Origin of the sequence: Anatilimnocola aquadivae (assembly GCF_049819085.1) — a bacterium.
Taxonomy (GTDB): domain Bacteria; phylum Planctomycetota; class Planctomycetia; order Pirellulales; family Pirellulaceae; genus Anatilimnocola.
Genome location: NZ_CP187419.1, coordinates 2,220,197 through 2,238,950 on the forward strand (window position 1 = coordinate 2,220,197; position 18,754 = coordinate 2,238,950).

Sequence of the window (18,754 nt, forward strand, 5' to 3'; positions counted from 1 at the left end):
AACCGCACCGCAAATGCCTATTCCCGTCCCTCGTCAACACGATTTACAAAGCGAAGCAGCTTCATTCCGAGCGATGTCAATTGCCATGGTGGATCATATATCTGCGTATCGATTCGCAGTAGCTCGTGCGCCATAAACTCCGTTGCTATCCTTGCCAGGGTTGCCAGATTTAGTTCGCGGTCACTGTCCCGATCTCCTTGACCCTTAAAAAACCTGACGCCTAATTGTACAACGACTTCTGACTCAACACATCGAAAGACGAGCCGCGGCGCAATAGCTATGAAGACATCGTAGAAGGTTGAGGTGACCGTCGAGCCAGAAACAGTCACCAATTGAAACTCCTCATCGAGCGACTGGACCAACTTTTCAATCATTTCTGCAGAGCTGCCTTGGATACGACTCAGTTCAGAATTGGCTTGTGTAAGTTCTTCACGAAGTCGGTCATAACGCGTCTGAAGGTCAATCAGCTTTGACATTAAGTCTGACTTTTCCAGGCCGTCGTCTCTTATCCACCCAATTCTGGGGCGAATGCGTATTTCTGCAACCAGCGAAGTGACAATCTTTTGCGTCAATTCGCCGGCCGTAGCCCAGAACTTTACCTGATGCTTTTGACGCACCTTCTCACTAAACGCGGCAAGTTGTTTAGCAGATTTTCGGTCAAGTTCAGTTCTATCTCTTTCGAGCTTCCCAACTTCACCGTGGATGAAGGCAAGCGTTGGAATACCGGATTTCTGCGCTAGATCATATTCCATTTCTGTAAAGCTGCGGCCATCCGTTCCGACAGAGCCGTACTTACCAGCAATTACAATGACGTAGTAGTCAGAGTCCGTTATTACTGACTCAATAACTTCCCACGAACTGTCCGTGGAGGACGGGAATAATTCCATTCCCACGGGAAAATGTTCTAGGCTAAGAATAGCCTGCTGAATCTCAGATCGCTCGTGTTCCAAGTCGCGGAACGTGGAGCTAATGAAGATTTGATAACGTTTTGGCTTTGACATCAGAAGTAATTCCGCTCACGCCAATACTTGCGAGCACTCGAGTTCGCTGCAGTGGCGTGATTCAAGCGACACGACGAGCTGCACCTTCCGATCGAAAACACTAATGAGAGAAGCATGTCAGACGCCGCGGCCCGCGGCAACTGTCTATCCGCATGGGCCGCAAATATTAGCTACCTCAGCGAGGCTATGCAAGCGATCAGCACCTGGGAACGTCTGTCGTCATCGATTCGGAAGGGAATCTATCGGTCGAAAGAAGCGAACGGAGGCAATGAATTACATGAGCGAGATCGCCCGATCAATCTTTAGTTCGCGTTCGCCAACGGGCAACGTCATCGCGCTCCAAAGCTCATTCTTCACATTCTCGCTTATGAGCTCTCTTGCGATTCGCATCAAGTAAAGTTCAGACATCAGGGCCACTTTGATAGCGGCCTTGTCCGGATGGCCCGTGATGGTTGTAAACCGGACGCGATCAATCCAAACTGAGGCCCAAGCAGCCCAAGAGAAAGCATCAACTTGAAGATCTTCTAAAACCATTTTCAATTGCTCCTGCCTGGGAAGATAGCTGTACGAATCCGATTCCGCAATTCTGAAATTGGATGCACATGCATTACCTTAGGCAAATCGCGCCGGGGCAAAGACTTGCGCAATCATATTGATATCCTGTCCGCATGTACTTGCTGTGGCATATTTCCGTCTTTTCTGAAAACCAGTCTGCCGTGACCAGACTAGTCACGAGGTGCTAGCACAATCTCTCCAGTCGTCAGATTCATTCTTGCCTGGAGAAACAGCATGGTCACCCTGTCGAAGTCGATCGTACGTCAAAGCACTCATCGACAGACACCTCGAAGCGATGTCGCGATTCGCCTGCCCTGGTCCAAGCGGCCGGCCATTGCGATGCTTGATCCACTTCAGTTTCGCCGGCTCGCTCGAGCCTACGAGCAAGCGCGGGAGCTTGGGCCGAAGACGATCATGATTCGTGACGCCCAGGACCTTCTCTGGATTGTGCACGTCGCGAAATCCGCCTACGGCTATGACGTCACCTGGCGGTTCGTTTGCTAATGGAGTTTTGGAGCAGGACGCATTTCCTTCAGTGATCAGTGGTCCCCGCCGCGGACTGCCGTGCCACTGTTCGCTTCGAATAATCGGGATCCAACAAGGAATGCAGCAATGATTGAGCAGGTTTTCCAGTTATTGAAATCAAACGTCGCGATCTCGTTTACGTCGCCGCGAATGGGAAAGATGAGGCGCCGACGACTAATTGGGGCGAGGATACAAGATACGCTAACAGACCCGCTGGATCCGTTTGTCTCCGAACGAATCCCGCCGTCGTGCCGAGGCCGTTGGGCGATTACCGGCCATGATCCGGATCGGGGCGAAGACCGGACCTACTTCCTCGAGTTCATCGACAAGGTCGAAGTCATATCCCCTAACGATGGTCCGTTCGAGATCATTCTCTGCGACGATGAATGCTCCTTAGAGAAGGCTTCTGAGGCGCCAAGTTTTCAGGCGGCAGTAGCTTGGATGCGCGAATGGCTGAACGAACCTCTCGACCTAGTAGTCGGCTTGCGAAAGCCAAAGCTCTGACCCCAAATTGACCCCAACGTGACCCTAAAAAGGCTTGCTGGGGTCAGTTTTCCTGCTATTGTAGAGCGACTTGACTGCGGAATTTGTGGGGCAAACGCGTATGTTGATCATCGCGTTTGTTCATGGGGTGCAGAAGGTTGCAGGTTCAAATCCTGTCACCCCGACTTTTCCCCAAATTAAGCCCTTCGACGAATACGTCGAAGGGCTTTCTCTTTGTGGTGACTAGGTTTACGTCGTTCAAACTACGGTTCAAACAAACCAAATCCAAGATCTCGCGACGGACCGCATTGTTTGAACGCTGCCACCGATCGGCTGCCTTCTGCGTAAAGTCGAAGATCGAAAGTGCGATCTCACCGCGGGCCGGGTCGACGTCTCCGAGCGCACACAGCGACTCTTCTGTTCTAGCGGCCTCTGACTTCAGCTCGTTCGACTTAGCTTTGTAGGTCTCCTCTTCGATCGTGCCAGCGAGATACGCGTTCAATAACCGGTCCTGCATCGTCGCGAGTTCAGATTTGCGCTTGGTGAGGGACGTGGACTGGCGGCGACGATGAGAGGTAAGGTCGGTAATCGCGTCGCTCAGATGGCTCCGGAACCAAGCAGCCAGTTCGGGTTCAAATCGTAAAGTCGCCAAATCATCCAGGATTGCCCGCTCAAGATCTTCTGATCGCCAGCGAACCGTGGGATGGTCTGGGCCGGGATGGTTGTTCGCACACCGGTAATAGATGTGTTCGCGGACACCCCCACCCTTAAGTTTGCGACGGATGCGTTCTCCGGTGATCGACTGACCGCAATAGACGCAGCGGATTAGGCCACCGGCCAACGGATGATCGGGTGTGCTGGTTCGCCGATTTTTCCCTGCCATGATGTCTTGGCAAGCGTCAAATGTCGGGCGATCAATGAGTCGCTGATAGCGCCCTTCGAAGACCAGCTTGTTGCGATGCAGTTCACCAATGTAAAAGCGATTCGCGAGAATGTACGAGAGTGCCGTTCGGTTGAAACGCTGCTGACTGGCGCGGAAGACGTGGCCTTCGCGCTCGAGTAGGTCAGCGAGCGTCTGAAAGGTGTAACCGCCGGTGGCATACAGAGTGAACAGGCGAACTAAAGTGTGCGCTTTCTCCGGATGCGGTTGAACAGGAGCGTCACGATCAGCTGTATTGATGTAACCGTAGGGGGCCAGCCCCGTAGGCCAACCCTGCTTCACTTTTTCATCGAGCCCCTTCAGAACTTCCGATCTCAGATTGTCGCTGTAGTACTGGGCAACTGCGGCCATCACATTGAACGATAATGCCCCAGCCGCGCCGGGACCGAATTGGTTATCGACAAAGGCCAGTTGAACGCCGCAGGCGTCCTCCAGCTCCTGCAGTCGAACCGCATCTCTCATATTGCGACAAACGCGGTCGAGCTTGTGGCTAAGGATTGCCTTGATTTTCTCCCGTTTGGCGTTCGCTTTGACCCAGGCGAACATTTGGTTGAAAGCGAGGCGTTCAGCACCCCGCTTGGCAGATTCCGCCACCACGAACTCGCGGGCGACGTGCCAGCCATTGGCGCTCGCCCGTTCACGGTTTACTCGCAACTGAGCATCGAGCGAATAACCTTCCTTTTGCTCACGGGAAGAAACACGTGCCCAAACAACAACATTCATGTTCGTCGCTTCTCCTCTTCGGCATGCAACAGGATTTCAGCCAGCCGGCGGACGTTCATGAGTATTTCAACCGCCTCGTCATCAGTGATCACTCGGCCATAGGCCTTGGACCACACTCGACGAGCATCGCTGATGCGTTCGTCCGACAGCCATTGAGTTGACAGCGGCCGTGCCCCATCCGGACCGGGCTCGTGACCATGATGCCCGGTTGTGCCCGAAAGTCCAGCTAGTTCTCGAAAGAGCGCCACAGAAGAATTCTCCCCGCGAGCAGAACGGGAAACGGCCTGGATCCCGGAATGCCCTTCGAGGAAAATTGTCCGCGCCGATTATGGACATGTCTGTGGACACCTACCCGCGCAGGCAAAACACATATGCGCGCATGTCCACAATCGTTCTGCGCATGTCCTGCGCATATGCGCGCATCTGACTTTTCTCTGTCCGTATTCGCGCCTGGCCAACTCGATCTATAGGATCTTGATCGACAGGCTTAACTTCTCCGGTGTTACCGCAAGCCACGGATGCTTTGAGCGACGCCGAAGATGGAGAGAACCACTGGAAAGCAGAGATATGGCCGGTGATTGGATCAAATGGTGCAAGGGGCTCACGAAGAAGCCGGAGGTCATAGTAATGGCTTCTCTGCTGAAGCGCGACCGTCGCGAAATTGCGGGCCGTTTGATGGAGCTTTGGGAATGGTGTGATGACAACTTGTCAGAGGCCGACTTCGAGCCGAATGGAGATGCTTCCCTAACTATCGGCGACAACGCGTTTGAATTCTTGGATGAGATCGTGGCACTACCTGGGTTCGCAGCTGCGATGGCTTCCCCGAATGTGCGTTGGCTTATCGCAAGCGAGAACGGCCGGTTGACCTTTCCACATCTCGCGAGAAACAACGGAATCACTGCCAAGTCTCGGCTCTATGAGTCGGCGAGAAAGTCAAAGCAGCGTAATTCGTTGTCCCAAAATTCTCGGGACAATGCGGGGACAGAAACCGGGACCAGAGAAGAGAAGAGCGAGAGGAGAGAAGAAAAGATTTCCAATCGCGATAGGACCGATCGGCCGATCGTGCACCTATCGGACCAATCGCCCTTAGAAATCTTTAGGAAGCAGCGGCAGGAGCCAGATGAGCTGTCGGCGCCAGTAGGTGAACCGATGGACCTGTCATCTGTGGACTGGTTTCAAGTGATTCGATTGACCGAGTGCTTAGCAAAGAAGGTCCCGCCCTTTTCGAAGGCAGACCGGCGCCAATGGTTTAGATTCGCAGTGATGGTTGAACGCAACATCTTCAGCGAGCACTGGTTGATCGATGCGGCAGAAGCCGTGGTGAACGCTCCCCAACACGCAAAGAATCGTCAGGCCCATCTGGTCGCCGTGCTGAAATCAAAGGCTGCTGAACAAGGGATCTGCACAGATGATTTCTTGGGAATAGCTAGGCGGATCGAGATCCCCGCTGACGTTTGGAACCAGCCAATCGTAAAGGTAAAGAAATGACCAATCTCGGAATCCCACCGTTAGAAGATCCTCAAGGTCAATTAGCGACGGTTTGCCAATACGTCGCACACGTTCGCGATACGGGCATCGCACGCGTGGCTGAGAAGAACCAGGCGACTCGCGCACGGGCCACACGGTGCGTTGACGGTCGGCAGGCCTACCCCCGGGGGATAGTAGGTACTTCCTGGCGACTTCACGGTGAGGTTTCCCACCCCCACCTCGGCCGCCATAGACACACTCCCGCGCGGCGCACATGCGATCCTGTTAAAGCTATGGACATCAGCAGTTTATGTCATTCCGGTTGTTAACCCAAAGTTGATTACGCGCACGTTCGCCTCACAGACTGAAGCAAGCAAACCATGGCTGAAAAGACCCCGAAACCGATGCCCATGCCTTTCAGCCGGCACCTCCGCGAGGAGACCGTCGGCATCAATGGCGCGACGGTTGTCTTCTTTCGGGATCGCAAGAAACGCCGTTGGAACTGGCGCGTCATAGATGGGCAAGTCACATTTCCCGGCCCTCCCAATTCGGGAAAAGACGAGCGAGGGTACGCGTGATGGCTCTGAATGATCAAGTCGCTCACGAACCCAATCAGGCTGGTTTCCTGGCGCGACTCCATGTGCCGTTCACGATCCAACGGCCAGACGACGATGTGCTGCTTGACGACTCCTGGCTACGGTCGCAGGGGCATCTAGTTCACATCACGAATGGCGTCATTGTCTCGTTGGACGATGAGGACCCGCAGTATGGCGCAGTACTCGTACGTACCGATGACGGCTGGATATTCGAGAGCCCGTGGCCGGAGTACGGGTCGGTGGAGCTCCTTCCTCAGCCGAAAACGCGTGGCGACCTTCGGCCAGTAATTGCCCGCTTCAAAGCGATGCGCCGGCACATTCAGTCGCTTGACATTTTTGATGCTCTTCGCCTAGGATTCATCACACACGGAGATCAGTCTCCGTTTCTCTAGCGCCGGGTTTTCTGGCGCACGTCAACAGCTACAGCTGCGCGTGCGCTTCTTCGTGAAACCGGCACGCCGCAGCTCTTACCGCGAGCGTCTTACTGTGAATATCCGAAATCGGATTAGAGAGCGCACGACGCGCGTGCGGACCACGCTCTCGTGCGAGCCTTGGAGGAACCGGGATCGATGCAGCAGCACTCAGGCGAGGTTACTCGCCTTCCGCAGCAACCATCTGGTTGTGCCAGCGCTGCAGCTGAATCTCGTCGGCGGTCGCAGGCCGGATGGTGCAGATTTTGATCGTCACCTGTTTGCCCAAGCGTGCCGCGTAAATCGCCTGCAGGGTGACTTGTCCGAGCTTGCTTGCTTCGGTTTCGTCGGCCGCTTCGACCAAGACATATTGAGCGCGGGTGGCGACGTAGAAAGTGGTCATCTTGAAGCTCCGGGCGTAGGCGGTTGCGAAAACACACATAAGCCAGCAATCGCTGCGAAGTTCAATAGCCAACCCCCAGAATCCAACAGCATTTCGCCGGCGCAACCCGTGGCCCAACGTGGCATAGGTCTGCGATGGTCCGCCTCCTCGGCCAAGAAACGCAAAACGCCCCAGCGTGGCGAACGTGGGGCGTCGTGGGGCCAAAACTACCGGGGTGTGCTACCCGTTGAAGGCGAAGTTCCCCCGGTCCGTCTTCTTGAACCGGGCTTCGTGGCCCTTGGTGTTGATCTCCCGCAGAATGGCGCTGTAGAGCGTGGCGTGCGGCGTCTTGCCACCGGGACTCGACCAGTAGCCCTTGGCCGCGATGGTTTCGATCATCGTCTTGGTGTTCATCGGCTCCTTAGTCTCGCCGAGGAGCTTAGCGGCAGCGTCGAGGGCCGACATCTTCTTGTCAGTCACGGGCTTGGGCTTCTTCGCCCGTTTGCCTTTTGTCACCTCGGGCTCTTTGCACTTCGCGCAGAACCGTTCGGCACCTTCGTCGGTCCATTCGTGATCGCCACCCTTCGGGCAGGTACCGGCGGGCTTCGTTTGGACCGCTTCGGGCTTGGTCGCTGCTGCTTGGACCTTGGCCTTCTTGGCGGGTTTGGCTTTGGCGGTCTTGGTGGCTGGTTTCTTGGCGCTCGTCTTCTTGGGCATGATCGTTCTCCTGGTTCGCAATGGATTGGCTATTCGAAATACCGACTGACGACAACACACATCAGCCATGCGCCGGCCAACAGCTCAAGCCAGGCAGGCCGAATCTCAGCCGGAATTCAGCAGGTTTTCACGCGCCGAGATTTAGGTCGACCGAAATCGTTCTGATCGCAAATACCAACAACGGGTGAACTAGCCGTGGAGAAGATTCCCGAATTACGCAACAAGGCCAAGAAACTGCGGCACCTGCTGCAGCAGGTGGAATCGGTCCCCGGCGTCGGCAACGTTGCCGAGCGTGATCGTGATATCCGCCGCAAGCGTGACCGGAGCGCCTCCAGCAAAACCGTTGTCGTCCCCGCCTGTGCCGAACCGGAGCGACGCGCGCGGCTCGAGGCCGACGATGAAGCCTGGTTGCGCTGGTACTTTGCGATCGAGAGCGGCTCGGAGAATCCCTTCTGGTATGACTTCACCGATCAGCAGAAGGAAATGATCGCAGCGATTCGCAACGCCATTCTGCACGGTGGTGATCAGTCGATCGCTGCCAGCCGTGGCGAAGGAAAGACCACGTACTTCGAACGGATGCTGCTCAAGTACACCCTGCAGGGATTGATTCGCTTCGCCGTGCTCTTCGCGGCCACGGGTAGCGCCGCCCAGGATTCGCTGGAATCGATCAAGCTGGAGATCGAGAACAACGATCGGCTGTGTGCCGATTACCCGGAAGTCTGTGTTCCCGTTCGCGCCCTGGAAAACACTCCTCAGCGTGCTCACTTTCAGCTCGTGACCGGCAACCGCCCTGACAATGGCGAGCAATACTTACCCACTTCCAGCCGCTTCTCCTGGTGTGGCCAGGAAATCTACCTGCCGAAAGTGCCCGGTTCGCCCTCGGCCGGGGCGATCATTGCCACGCGGGGTCTCGATGCTGCCATCCGCGGTGTCAAAAAGAAGGGCCGCCGCGTCGACGTTGCTTGCATCGACGATCCGGACACCGAAGAAACGGCTCGGAGCCCCGAGCAGGCTGCCAAGCTTGAAGATCGCATTGATCGAGCGATCGCCGGCCTCGGTTCGCAGCAGCGGCGACTCGCGCGGGTCATGCTGACCACCATTCAGAATCGCACGTGCGTCTCCTACAGGTACACCGATCGCGATCAAAAACCCAGCTGGAAGCCGAAACGGTTCCGCTTCCTCGTGAAGAAGCCCGACCGAGCTGATCTATGGCAGGAGTTTATCGCTCTTAAGCAGGCCGACTGGGTGAACGGCACGAACAAGGCCCATGAACTGTACCTGGCAAATCGTGAGTTGATGGATACTGGCGCCAGCGTGGCGAATCCCAATCGTCACACTCCTGCCGAGGCCTCAGCGCTCGAGTTCTACTATTCGGAAGTCGCACGGTTGGGTGCTGACGCGGTGGCGACCGAGTACGACAACGATCCACCGGCGGACGAGTCGACGCAGAGGATCGTGCTCACCGCTTACCACATCCAGAACAACTGCCTGGGTGGTCTGGAGAAACGCGAGGCGCCGGATGAGACCATCTGCATCACGGTCGGCGGCGACGTGCAAAAGCTGGGTCTGCACTGGGTGGCGATCGCCTGGAATGAGCACGGTGCCGGCTCGATCATCGACTACGACTTTTTTCCGTTCCTCACCGAGGGCCGGAAAGCGGCGGACTGCGAACTGCTGATCTTGGAAGGCCTCTTCGCCTGGCACGCCGCCCAGGAAGAGATCCCGTACACCACACCGACCGGCGAGAAGCTAATTGCTGATCTCACCCTGATCGACCAAGGCTGGAAGGAGGAATCGTGGAACATTCAGCCGGTGCAGCACTTTTGTGCGCAGGTCGGTTTCCATTCGTTCATTCCCTCGAAGGGCGAGCCCAACTACCGGCGACCGCTCGATTCGCCGCACATTCTGATTGGCGACAATTGGCACGTGGTCTTCCGGGGCGGAATTCCGCTCGTGATGACGAACGCCGATCACTGGAAGCTGAAGGTGCATGAAGGCTTGCTGTTGGAAGCTGGTCAACCAGGTGCGTTGACCTTATTCAACCCTGCGCGGGTCGACGGCCGCCGCAACGTAACCGGACATCTCAACTATTCGAAGCATCTGCTGTCCGAAACTTGGGAGACGCGGCACAAGCCGGGCTTCGGCGGAGCTCGGACTGGCTGGTGGAAGTCACCGAAGCCGAACCACTACTTCGACGCGACCTACCAGGCTATCTGCGCTCGTTCGATGCGAAGGATTTCAGTGCTTGCGCCAGTCGCGACTAAGCCGGCACCCGTCGAACCATACATTCCTGCTGCCTACTATGATCCGCCAGCCGAGCGACGGAATCGTTGGTAAATGGTTGCTTCGAGTCTCAGGCAAATCGCAACTTCGGAGTGTCGGACCGAAGCATTTGAAATAGGGCTGGCCGATATCCGATGGCGCATGACACCTCGGACAGGTCGCAGCTGATCCTTGTAATTAAGTTATGTTGGCATTCGCGTCCGCAGCGATTGAGCGCCCCGTTGTCCGTTATCGTGAACGATTCCGGTACATGAGCATTCCGCCGCCAAATCCCACCAGCAATGCAACTACGCCAACACCAACTGCGACCCAAGTGGCAGCACGCGATACGGCCGAAATCACTGGGTTATCAAACAAGTTGGTCGATACATGCAGGCTGGCTATTAGCCATTTGCCGTCTTTGTCGACCAGCGTCACGCTCCAGCGCGTCTTCAGGTCGAACTCATTGCCATCGCTCAACTTGTAGTGGTCGAGCGAACTTCCCGTGGCGATTGCTGTGTCGCCGTTGTGCAAGACTGACAGCTCGTCGACTGTCGGCGTGATCGTCATGCTCTCGATGCCGCGATTGGGTCCCACTAGCATGCGATCGAGATATTCGCGCACACCTTGCTTGCTGCGAATGGATTTCAACTCCTTGCCATCTTGCGCTGTCAACACAACATTTTCGTCGAGCAATGCCACCAGGGCATCGAAATCTTGCTTACCAAACGCCGTGAGGAACTGTTCGCGCACGGCTCGCAGTTGATCGTGAATGGCTTCCGTGCCAGCGACATCCGTCGTCGCTTTGGCCGGCTTCTGGGAAGGTTCTTGAGCTGCAATTGCTGCCACGCTCGCCAGAACAATCAGCGTTACCACGGACCGCATCCATGTATTCACCAGCGACATTTGCGACTCCTCGTAAGATTGCCAGCATCGAACCTACAGCTCAAAGCAAACCGTCTCGGGGCCAGCGGCTTGCGCGGGGAACTCGCCATCGCGTAGCCAAGCGTCGATCCATGGTCTTAGCAGATCAGCCTGCCAACAAGTATACGCCTGCTTTCCGAACCGCGCGATGTTGCGACTTTGGCTCGCGAGTATTTCACTGTCCTGTTTCAGCACTCGGCTGAAGAAGTACCTCGCGATTGCCAATCGCAGCAAGGACGGAAGTCGCCCCTTCGGCAAGTAGACCTTCACGAACACATTGATTTTGCCCGCATCTGCCGGAGTGAAATGGGCTACGACGAGCAATTCCGTTCGCGTTGGTGATCGATATTCAAGTTCGGCAGTAAATGGGGGAATAAACCTGCCGAAGCTGACCTCACGTTCCGGCTCGAAGAGGCGCGAGATTAAACCATGCTGCCGCTTCTCTCCACGGTACTCTGCTTCGACTAGATCGTTCGATCTTCGCACGACGGCGGTGAATGATTGCTTCGACTTCGCACTGCGGACGAGACCAGCATGCACGAAGGGCGTATGCGTCGCGTCGAGCAGGTTCTCGATTGCGTCTGGCAGCGTCGATTCGAGCACGGCCGCCATGTTGAAACTCTCGTATCCAGCGTTGTCTCCGAGTCGAGAACGATACATCCGCTGGGTCAAACTCATCGCAGGTGTGGCAACCCAGATCCATCCGTCGAACTCGTGAGCCTGCCAACATCTGAGAGTGACGTCTGGCGGATCGCCCGCGCAAAGTCCCGGCGCTGCCACGCACCTTCCATCGCTCCCGAAGCGCCATCCGTGGTACGGGCAGGTGAGTTCGCCACGCTCAACCTGACCGAGTGACAGCGGAGCGTTGCGATGCGGGCAGCGATCCTCGGCGACGACAATTCCCGTCGACGAACGAAAGACAACCAGCGGAGTTCCCAGTACGTTGACCGACAACGGGTTTCTGCCGAGCTTCGCTGCTTCGCAACAGACAAGCCAATGCTGGCCAAAGCGGTCAGCCAATGTAGTCATAGTTGGTACTTTCTCAGGATCGGTACCCCTACCTTTTGCATCAGGGCAGCCAGCGACCTCCACGCCAAACGGCTGGCCATGGAAAGATGTTGGGAGTACACGGCCGTGTATTCGATGCACGGCTCGCCGCCGCGCAAGCGTTTGAAGTGCGCCGCCCCGCTACTTAAATTCAGTTTCACCTTTCGCCGAACGGCCTCCTGGAGAACGATTGACATCAAACAGCGATAGAGTCCCAAGTTTCTCGGCAGGGATGTATCGTACCCGACCAGCGGAACGGTCATCACGCCGTTGCGTTCGAATGCTCCGGCGATGCCGACCAAGTCTCCAGTCGAATCGCGCAGACCCCACATTGTTAGTAGGTGACGCGCGCGGAACTCTTCGATGAGTTCCGCCGTGAACTGGGGGTTCTGCGGAGAGTACTTGTCGACGTACAACCAGCGATACAATTGCTCGATCTGTGCCGCATCACTTGCCTGCAACTCTTCGTGACTCACGATTTGCAATCCGGAGTTCAACAGCCGTTTGCGATCCCAAACATTGTTGGGTTTGCGCAGATAAGCTCCATCACCGCCGTCGAAAAAATAAACCTGGCGGCTGGGAACGAGGAGGTAGCCTTCGGCCACGAGTTTTTGTAGCAGAACGGAGTTGGTGACCTCGTTCAACGATCGCCAAGTGATCGCATGGGTGCGATAGCGCTCTGCAAGCATCTGTGTGAGATCGGGAATATGTCCGCTGTCGAATGGAGGATAAAGATTCGTCGACAGCAGCCAATTGTTGACGCACACAATTCGGTTAATCTGCGCGGCCCGCAACAGAGGTGCGAGCGAAAATGTCAAGCCGCGCACGAGCTCCTGAACGAAAACGTTGTCAACTTTCTTCACCTCGGACTGCGGATAAAGCACACATGCGCCATACGGAGAGCAGACGTAGGAATTGGAGTACTCCAGCTCGTTGATCGTGACCGGCATCAGAGCATCGTCAACGCACAACACTGCCCAACGAGTATCCAAGTTGCGAACTAACGTGTTGGCAGGGCGAGAAGTCAGCAACTCAATCCAATCGGCGTCGCAGCTGTTTGGCAGCCGTCTCTCCGGGGAGACCTGCGAAGGCTTATCTATCAACGCGACGGAGTCTGCCATCAAAGGGGTTCCCCATTCCATTCGATGTCGAAGGTGGCAGCCTTCGTGAGTGGCTTTCTGCGGCAAAGCGCGGTCGCAATCACCTCCAGCAGCGAGATCGGGGAAAGAAGGCTCGGACTAAGATCATTCCACGCAAACATTACGTCCCTCGCTTCTCGCATGTCATTGACCAGGCCCCCCAACTTTCCCTTGGCGACGGCTTGGGGAAGCGAAAAGAGAAGCACGATGGCCGCGAGCATCGAGGGCGGAGGTGATTGAGGTTCCAACAGTGCCCCGCTCGGATGGAGAAACGCTTCCGCGAGTGGCAGTGACTTGAGCAGGTGCAGTCCGCTCGTTGCCCGCGGATTGCATTCCAGCACGTAGAGCTTGCCGTCCTCGGCCTGCATCAGGTCGAAGCCGAGTTGTCCCGTGAATTGTTGTCTCGCAACAAACTCTTGGACAAACGAGCGGATGCGTTCATCGTCGACGGCCATGAAGTAGATCCCGGAACCAATCCCAACCTGGTATTTGGAATAGTAGCAAGCGTGCGCTCTCAAGACGCCGTTGTGGGCCACGCTGTAGGTTGAAAACTCCCGGCCCCGAATCCGCCGTTGGATGACCCAGGGATCGGCAGCGCTTGGCCGCAGTGCCGAAACGACTTTGCGCTGCGGCCCCACAAGCGTTCGCGCGGCGAACCGTGAATAGGCCGGCTTAAAGACCCAGTCCGCCAAGTCCTGCCGAGCAGTCCAGCTTTCTAGGTCGGCCGAACTGGCTGCGAAATGCGTTTCGGGGGGTTGAATCGCGGACGAACTGTTCTTCACCAAACTAGCGAACTTCCATTTGTTGTGAAGTTCCTCAAGCCGCGACAGCGGTTCGGAAAAAACGGTCACGGCGGGCGGGAATAGGTGCAACTTCGCAGCAATAAAAAAAATCTCTTCGCAGGTCGGGATGAGCAGGTCGATTTTGTGACGGCCGGCGATGTGGGCCAAGTTCTCGACAAACTTGGTGGGCTCTAATGCGGGTTTCGCCACGACGAACGTGCGCTTCACAAACCGGCTGAACCGTGCGAGCGGCAGACGGATGCTATCCGCAAGAAAGACTTCATGCCCCCCCCGATGGAAATGCCGAACGAGATCAAGTGTTACAGGTGCTCGAGCTCCCGTAAGAAGAATACGCATTAGTCAGCGCTCCCTGGCAGGCGCGCTTTCACGGTGCTGTCGAACGAATAAAAGTCGGCGATTTCTGGGGAGTGAGTCGGGACGATTTCGATGGCAGGATGCTGCTGGGATAACTCGTGCAGTTGATTCAGCGACGCTCGCATGTCGGTGACAGAGTCGACGAAGCTGAACGTCTTCCAGTGTGGCAACGCGTTTTTACGCAGCGAGCCGAGGGTCCAGGTGGCATCGGCCGCCAGCAGCATTCGCCGCGTGGAGCTTTGCTGCACGATGGCTCCGATTTGCCCGCGCGCGTGTCCTGGTAGTTGGATGAGTCGTACACTTCCATCGCCAAACAAATCGTGCGTCTGAGCGAATGGCCCAAACCCCGGATCATGAAAATACTCGATCGTATGCAGTCGCTTCGCGAAATCGTCCGGAAGTAACGACGGCAAAAATCCTCTTCGCAGTGCGGCGAAACCACGGCGTCCGGCGACATCGCTCCAAGCGGCGTGCGACGAAATAAAATCGCTACTGGGGAAATCACGTAGCCCGGCCACATGATCGGCGTGAAAGTGAGAGAGGATAATTCCGCGGATGTCGTGGGATTCGATTCCTTGCTCTTGCAGCTGTGCTCGAATCGTGAGCGAGTCACTGCAAACGACGGGGCTCAGTCGGCCGTAGATGCTGTAAGGAAATCTGGCGGTCGCCGTGCGGAATCGGGGCGCATATCCCGTGTCGAATAGAAAGTGTCCAAAGTGCGGGTGCGTAATCAGCGCGCAGGTGGCGTGAAAGGGGATTATGTTTGCACCCTTGCCGCGTTCCGCCAGGTAGTAGGGCTGAGGTGTATAGCAGGTCGTGAATAGCTTCACATCAACAGAACAAGTGCTCGCGGACTCGTCTCGGGCCGTAAACGATTCCAGCGTTCGCTGTTGCCCCTCTTCCATCGATACGATCGCGCGATAGCCGAGCACCTGCTGTGCGGCCGCGGAGGAAAATGTCTGACTCTTCGCGAGCAGTCCCACGCTGTAGGTGGTTAGCACGGGTTCGCCACGATGCCGGCGAGCACGATGCCAGAATGTAGCGACATTGGCGATCGCCATCGCAGTTCTGTAGGAGACTTTGCGGCGCGTGGCCGGCATTTTCAAATGCTGAAAAATGTGATGGAGAGTTGGCCAGAGCAAAACCGGCGAGTCGTTTGTTACCGTGCAGACATCGCCTGGCTTACCCCGAACGATCGCGAGACAGAGGGCATAGGCAAGATTGTCAACATAAGTGAGATCGACCAAGTTGCCGCCGTCGCCGATCTGTGGCAAACGTCCCTTGCTCGCCGCCAAAAGTAAACGTGGCAACAGACTGTTATCCCCCGGGCCGAACACCGCGCGAGCCCGAATGGTAACGGCATTCACTCCCGCCGCGACCGCGCGGCGAATCACTGCCTCGGCGTCGGCTTTGCTTTTTGCATACTCGTTGGCAAAATACTTCGGCAGAACGGAGTCTTCTTCCACAAGTAGCTTATCAATGAAATCGAAATGAATCGCCGTGGAAGAAACATGCACCAACCGAATCCCAGGCCGTTGTCGACAGGCGTCTACGACGATCTGCGTACCTTTGACATTGATATCTTCAAACGCCGTGGCATCGCCCCAAATCGCCGCCAGTGCCGCCGCATGAATCACGACGTCATGATCCTGGCACAGCCGTTCGATGGCAGGTTGATCGCACAGATCCGACGCTATGAACGTCGCCTTAGGGTGGCGGGCACGTCCCAGACGATAGAAATTGCGACCAGTCACCGTCACTTGTTGACCGGCTTCGGCGAGCACACTCGCCACCCGCGAGCCAACAAAGCCCGTGCCGCCAGTAATCAAAATGCGCAGCTGGCGATCGCGCTGATGATCACGCAGTAACTGGCGAACCGCTTCGACGACTCTGGGATCTACCATCGCAGCAGTGCGGCTCCGATCGAAACGCCTGCGGCGGTTCCAACTAATAGCGCGACATCGCCGCGTTGGATTCGGCCAGTCTCAGCGGCAACGGCCAGCGCCATCGGGATGGATGCGGCAGCACAATTTCCGTAGTCCGCGACAATGTTCACAATGCGATCGTTTGAAAATCCAAACTGCTCCAACAATCGCAATCCCGGTCCTGATGCCTGGTGCGGAATGATTACTTTCACTTCGTCGATACTGGAACCGGCCTTCGCAAGAAATGTCGTGAGAAAGCTTTTTAACCGTGGACGAACGAAGCGATACAAGCGAGGTCCTGACATGCGAAAGCAGAACAGGTCGTCGTACGAAGTTTCGAGCCTTGGCCGCGGATGATTGCCCGCCAGGACGGCGCAGAGTTCAAGTCCGTCGGACCAGGTTTCCAGCTGGGAGTAAAGCAAGTCGCTGCCCACATCGTCGCATAGCTCGACAACGGCCGCAGCGCCGCCGTCCCCCAGCAGCGCTGCGGCTTCAGCTTCGTCGAAGCTTCTGCCGCGCGAAGCCAACTCGCCCGTGCAAATGAGAATTCGGCGGTAAGTCCCCGCTCGCAGTAATCCATTCGCAACTTGCAGCGCAACAACAAACGACAAGCATGTTTGATTAACAGTGAAGCAAGGGACGCGTTCGAGGCCTAACTCCCGCTGAACGAATGCGGCGGTGTCAGGCACGATTTGTTGTGCGAGGGCGCCAGCATACAGGATCAAGTCCGGGGCACCTGTCGCAGCCAGAGCCTTCCGAGCGGCTTCGGCTGCGAGTTGCGAAGGCGAAACATCATCGGCAGCAATGTGGCGGCACGACACGCCGGTACTTTCTCTGATCCACTCGGCACTGCGGCCGATGAGAGGGGCGAGGTCATCGGCTGTCTGTGTGCAAGGAGGTGCAGCCATTGCGACTGAAACAATGCGCATTCCCAATGGACGAATCCTCGGTCGGCCTCGCGGCGATCAACATTCCAACTCCAACAAAGGATTCTACCCAGGCAACCGATCGACGGCATCGTGATGAGTCGCGGAATGCACAATCGGCTATGGCGAGGCGCCGACCGACGCTGCCAAAATCGCCAAGTCAAACTCTCATTCGGCGACAAGTTGTGATCGCGATCTTACTGTAAGTTGCTCGCTTCGGACACATCGTCATCCGTCACTTTGACTCAGCAAATAGGCGACGACAGCAAGGACACTGCCCCTCTTGGCCCTTCACAAGGGAATGAAAGGCAGATGGCTGGGGAATGCTCATGATTGCCTTGAAGGCCAGTGGGGCACGGTGCGCGTAGTGTCGATAAGTGATGCCACCCACCGAATGACCCAGGATCTCGATCGACGACTCCGGCATGTGCTCGTCGTAGTAGGTTGCACAGGTCTTTCTGAGGTCCTTGAGCTCCCATGGCTCCTCTGTACCCGACTCGATGTCGAGCTTCGCCTTGATTCCAGCCAAGTGGCATAGTTCCTCGAAGCGGGCGTTCGGCCGCGAGCCTCCGCCAAGAAACACAGGATCTTCCGGACCGAGTTGTTGGGGCAAGAGGCTTCTGACGTGGGAGTGAACCGCGCGATTCATCGGACGATAAAACGTCTTACCCGTCTTCACACGCTTATAGAACAACCAACCCCAAGGCGACTGTTGTTTGATGTCCCGGTCGGGAGACTGTTTGTCCCAGCAGACATGGCGCCAAAGGATCGCCTCATGTGAAGGCGTAGATTTCCAGATGGTCCCAGTGTCTAGACCGTAGTTGAAGAAGAGAACGAGAGCACACCGCCAATAGCGTCCGATCGGATGTGGCTCAGACCACCCGCGTGGCCGTTTCATCTGATAAGTCGCAAAGTAGAGCGCGTTAAGTTCGGCCTTGGTGAGATAGTGCCGGCCCGCAACGTCACGTTGCTCCTTGGGCTTGGGGAAACGCGGCAGCGAGTCGAGCAGGTCCTGATCCCATGCCCACGCCAGAATAGCTCGCAGATGTGCGCGTGCCTTGTTGGCAGTCCGACCAGGATTCGAACCATCTTCTGCAACGGCTCGGGAGTGCACCCAATCCAGAAACTCTCTGATTTCCTTGCGGCCCAGCTTTTCGATCGATATTGCGTTTCCCCACTGCTGCCATTTGTTGAGCGTTGTCTGGTATTGAGCCTTTGTTCCCTTGGCAAGAGTGCCGGCCTTCAAGTAACTCGTCATTACGTTTCTCAATGTCGTCGGCATGAAGCGTCTCCAGCACCGCCGGCATTTGGCTCCAATGCTGGTCCTACTTGCCAACGGTCAGGTTGTGCTTCATGCCGCTAGACATCGCTGTCTGAGCTGTTCACGAAAAAGGCAACTAATCGACAGATTAATCAGTTGCCCTGCGAGTTGCGATCTAACCCAGTCTTTGTGAGCCCTCAGAGCATCGGACCTAAGCAGTCTTTCTGAGGCAATCAGTGGCAGCCGCTGCGACTATTACAAGCTGGGAATGAACATCGCCCACGCTTTATCTGAATGCCTTTCCAGTTTTAAGT

General features: G+C 56.3%; 19 protein-coding genes. 6 read left to right on the forward strand and 13 right to left on the reverse strand.

Going from position 1 to position 18,754, the window contains the following annotated elements:
• Positions 1 to 17 precede the first annotated feature (17 nt).
• Positions 18 to 1,001, reverse strand: coding sequence for a DUF4062 domain-containing protein (locus NA78x_RS08995; RefSeq protein WP_425618104.1), 984 nt, complete (start codon positions 999 to 1,001; stop codon positions 18 to 20).
• 273 nt (positions 1,002 to 1,274) lie between these two features.
• Complete coding sequence (locus tag NA78x_RS09000) at positions 1,275 to 1,535, reverse strand: hypothetical protein (protein ID WP_425618105.1); 261 nt, start codon at positions 1,533 to 1,535, stop codon at positions 1,275 to 1,277.
• 255 nt (positions 1,536 to 1,790) lie between these two features.
• Between NA78x_RS09000 and NA78x_RS09005 the strand changes: the two genes are divergently transcribed.
• Together NA78x_RS09005 and NA78x_RS09010 are read left to right on the forward strand one after the other, a co-directional pair.
• The gene (locus NA78x_RS09005) at positions 1,791 to 2,060 is read left to right on the forward strand and encodes a hypothetical protein (protein ID WP_425618106.1); all 270 of its coding nucleotides are present in this window, start codon (positions 1,791 to 1,793) and stop codon (positions 2,058 to 2,060) included.
• A gap of 108 nt (positions 2,061 to 2,168) precedes the next feature.
• Positions 2,169 to 2,585: a hypothetical protein gene (locus NA78x_RS09010; protein WP_425618107.1), complete on the forward strand. Its 417-nt coding sequence runs from the start codon at positions 2,169 to 2,171 to the stop codon at positions 2,583 to 2,585.
• A gap of 145 nt (positions 2,586 to 2,730) precedes the next feature.
• Here NA78x_RS09010 and NA78x_RS09015 read toward each other — a convergent pair whose 3' ends face one another.
• Both NA78x_RS09015 and NA78x_RS09020 read right to left on the reverse strand, forming a co-directional pair.
• Complete coding sequence (locus tag NA78x_RS09015; RefSeq protein ID WP_425618108.1) at positions 2,731 to 4,227, reverse strand: recombinase family protein; 1,497 nt, start codon at positions 4,225 to 4,227, stop codon at positions 2,731 to 2,733.
• A complete protein-coding gene (locus tag NA78x_RS09020) occupies positions 4,224 to 4,475 on the reverse strand; it encodes a hypothetical protein (RefSeq protein ID WP_425618109.1) in 252 nt (83 codons plus the stop codon). The genes NA78x_RS09015 and NA78x_RS09020 overlap by 4 nt, the downstream gene beginning before the upstream one ends.
• A gap of 379 nt (positions 4,476 to 4,854) precedes the next feature.
• On the opposite strand from NA78x_RS09020, the gene NA78x_RS09025 reads away from it, so the two are divergent.
• The 3 genes from NA78x_RS09025 (at position 4,855) to NA78x_RS09035 (ending at position 6,682) form a co-directional block, all read left to right on the forward strand.
• Positions 4,855 to 5,715, forward strand: a complete 861-nt coding sequence (locus NA78x_RS09025; protein ID WP_425618110.1) for a hypothetical protein — start codon at positions 4,855 to 4,857, stop codon at positions 5,713 to 5,715.
• Positions 5,716 to 6,074: 359 nt separating this feature from the next.
• A complete protein-coding gene (locus tag NA78x_RS09030) occupies positions 6,075 to 6,272 on the forward strand; it encodes a hypothetical protein (RefSeq protein WP_425618111.1) in 198 nt (65 codons plus the stop codon).
• Positions 6,272 to 6,682, forward strand: coding sequence for a hypothetical protein (locus NA78x_RS09035; protein ID WP_425618112.1), 411 nt, complete (start codon positions 6,272 to 6,274; stop codon positions 6,680 to 6,682). The genes NA78x_RS09030 and NA78x_RS09035 overlap by 1 nt, the downstream gene beginning before the upstream one ends.
• A gap of 199 nt (positions 6,683 to 6,881) precedes the next feature.
• On the opposite strand, the gene NA78x_RS09040 is transcribed toward NA78x_RS09035, so the two are convergent.
• Both NA78x_RS09040 and NA78x_RS09045 read right to left on the reverse strand, forming a co-directional pair.
• Positions 6,882 to 7,103, reverse strand: a complete 222-nt coding sequence (locus NA78x_RS09040) for a hypothetical protein (protein WP_425618113.1) — start codon at positions 7,101 to 7,103, stop codon at positions 6,882 to 6,884.
• Positions 7,104 to 7,322: 219 nt separating this feature from the next.
• Positions 7,323 to 7,799 (reverse strand): winged helix-turn-helix domain-containing protein, encoded by a 477-nt coding sequence (locus NA78x_RS09045; RefSeq protein WP_425618114.1) that lies wholly within the window; start codon positions 7,797 to 7,799, stop codon positions 7,323 to 7,325.
• 195 nt (positions 7,800 to 7,994) lie between these two features.
• On the opposite strand from NA78x_RS09045, the gene NA78x_RS09050 reads away from it, so the two are divergent.
• On the forward strand, positions 7,995 to 10,136 hold the full coding sequence (locus NA78x_RS09050; protein WP_425618115.1) for a terminase gpA endonuclease subunit: 2,142 nt from the start codon (positions 7,995 to 7,997) through the stop codon (positions 10,134 to 10,136).
• A 174-nt stretch (positions 10,137 to 10,310) separates the two neighbouring features.
• Here NA78x_RS09050 and NA78x_RS09055 read toward each other — a convergent pair whose 3' ends face one another.
• The 7 genes from NA78x_RS09055 to NA78x_RS09085 all read right to left on the reverse strand — a co-directional run bounded on the left by NA78x_RS09055 (position 10,311) and on the right by NA78x_RS09085 (position 18,461).
• The gene (locus tag NA78x_RS09055) at positions 10,311 to 10,967 is read right to left on the reverse strand and encodes a YybH family protein (RefSeq protein WP_425618116.1); all 657 of its coding nucleotides are present in this window, start codon (positions 10,965 to 10,967) and stop codon (positions 10,311 to 10,313) included.
• A gap of 33 nt (positions 10,968 to 11,000) precedes the next feature.
• Positions 11,001 to 12,014, reverse strand: coding sequence for a Rieske 2Fe-2S domain-containing protein (locus NA78x_RS09060; protein ID WP_425618117.1), 1,014 nt, complete (start codon positions 12,012 to 12,014; stop codon positions 11,001 to 11,003).
• On the reverse strand, positions 12,011 to 13,153 hold the full coding sequence (locus tag NA78x_RS09065; RefSeq protein WP_425618118.1) for a GNAT family N-acetyltransferase: 1,143 nt from the start codon (positions 13,151 to 13,153) through the stop codon (positions 12,011 to 12,013). Before NA78x_RS09065 ends, NA78x_RS09060 begins: the two co-directional genes overlap by 4 nt.
• On the reverse strand, positions 13,153 to 14,181 hold the full coding sequence (locus tag NA78x_RS09070; RefSeq protein WP_425618119.1) for an ATP-grasp domain-containing protein: 1,029 nt from the start codon (positions 14,179 to 14,181) through the stop codon (positions 13,153 to 13,155). The genes NA78x_RS09065 and NA78x_RS09070 overlap by 1 nt, the downstream gene beginning before the upstream one ends.
• Before the next feature lie 128 nt (positions 14,182 to 14,309).
• The gene (locus NA78x_RS09075) at positions 14,310 to 16,232 is read right to left on the reverse strand and encodes an NAD-dependent epimerase/dehydratase family protein (protein WP_425618120.1); all 1,923 of its coding nucleotides are present in this window, start codon (positions 16,230 to 16,232) and stop codon (positions 14,310 to 14,312) included.
• Positions 16,226 to 17,074, reverse strand: a complete 849-nt coding sequence (locus tag NA78x_RS09080; RefSeq protein WP_425618121.1) for a 3-oxoacyl-ACP synthase III family protein — start codon at positions 17,072 to 17,074, stop codon at positions 16,226 to 16,228. The genes NA78x_RS09075 and NA78x_RS09080 overlap by 7 nt, the downstream gene beginning before the upstream one ends.
• Positions 17,075 to 17,414: 340 nt before the next feature.
• Complete coding sequence (locus NA78x_RS09085) at positions 17,415 to 18,461, reverse strand: tyrosine-type recombinase/integrase (RefSeq protein WP_425618122.1); 1,047 nt, start codon at positions 18,459 to 18,461, stop codon at positions 17,415 to 17,417.
• Between the last annotated feature and the right edge of the window lie 293 nt (positions 18,462 to 18,754).

What these genes read in the sequence shown, in the direction of transcription:
- NA78x_RS08995 (WP_425618104.1), bottom strand. Translation starts at nt 1,001, where the DNA reads ATGTCAAAGCCAAAACGTTATCAAATCTTCATTAGCTCCACGTTCCGC.
- NA78x_RS09000 (WP_425618105.1), bottom strand. Translation starts at nt 1,535, where the DNA reads ATGGTTTTAGAAGATCTTCAAGTTGATGCTTTCTCTTGGGCTGCTTGG.
- NA78x_RS09005 (WP_425618106.1), top strand. Translation starts at nt 1,791, where the DNA reads ATGGTCACCCTGTCGAAGTCGATCGTACGTCAAAGCACTCATCGACAG.
- NA78x_RS09010 (WP_425618107.1), top strand. Translation starts at nt 2,169, where the DNA reads ATGATTGAGCAGGTTTTCCAGTTATTGAAATCAAACGTCGCGATCTCG.
- NA78x_RS09015 (WP_425618108.1), bottom strand. Translation starts at nt 4,227, where the DNA reads ATGAATGTTGTTGTTTGGGCACGTGTTTCTTCCCGTGAGCAAAAGGAA.
- NA78x_RS09025 (WP_425618110.1), top strand. Translation starts at nt 4,855, where the DNA reads ATGGCTTCTCTGCTGAAGCGCGACCGTCGCGAAATTGCGGGCCGTTTG.
- NA78x_RS09030 (WP_425618111.1), top strand. Translation starts at nt 6,075, where the DNA reads ATGGCTGAAAAGACCCCGAAACCGATGCCCATGCCTTTCAGCCGGCAC.
- NA78x_RS09035 (WP_425618112.1), top strand. Translation starts at nt 6,272, where the DNA reads ATGGCTCTGAATGATCAAGTCGCTCACGAACCCAATCAGGCTGGTTTC.
- NA78x_RS09040 (WP_425618113.1), bottom strand. Translation starts at nt 7,103, where the DNA reads ATGACCACTTTCTACGTCGCCACCCGCGCTCAATATGTCTTGGTCGAA.
- NA78x_RS09045 (WP_425618114.1), bottom strand. Translation starts at nt 7,799, where the DNA reads ATGCCCAAGAAGACGAGCGCCAAGAAACCAGCCACCAAGACCGCCAAA.
- NA78x_RS09055 (WP_425618116.1), bottom strand. Translation starts at nt 10,967, where the DNA reads ATGTCGCTGGTGAATACATGGATGCGGTCCGTGGTAACGCTGATTGTT.
- NA78x_RS09060 (WP_425618117.1), bottom strand. Translation starts at nt 12,014, where the DNA reads ATGACTACATTGGCTGACCGCTTTGGCCAGCATTGGCTTGTCTGTTGC.
- NA78x_RS09065 (WP_425618118.1), bottom strand. Translation starts at nt 13,153, where the DNA reads ATGGCAGACTCCGTCGCGTTGATAGATAAGCCTTCGCAGGTCTCCCCG.
- NA78x_RS09075 (WP_425618120.1), bottom strand. Translation starts at nt 16,232, where the DNA reads ATGGTAGATCCCAGAGTCGTCGAAGCGGTTCGCCAGTTACTGCGTGAT.
- NA78x_RS09085 (WP_425618122.1), bottom strand. Translation starts at nt 18,461, where the DNA reads ATGCCGACGACATTGAGAAACGTAATGACGAGTTACTTGAAGGCCGGC.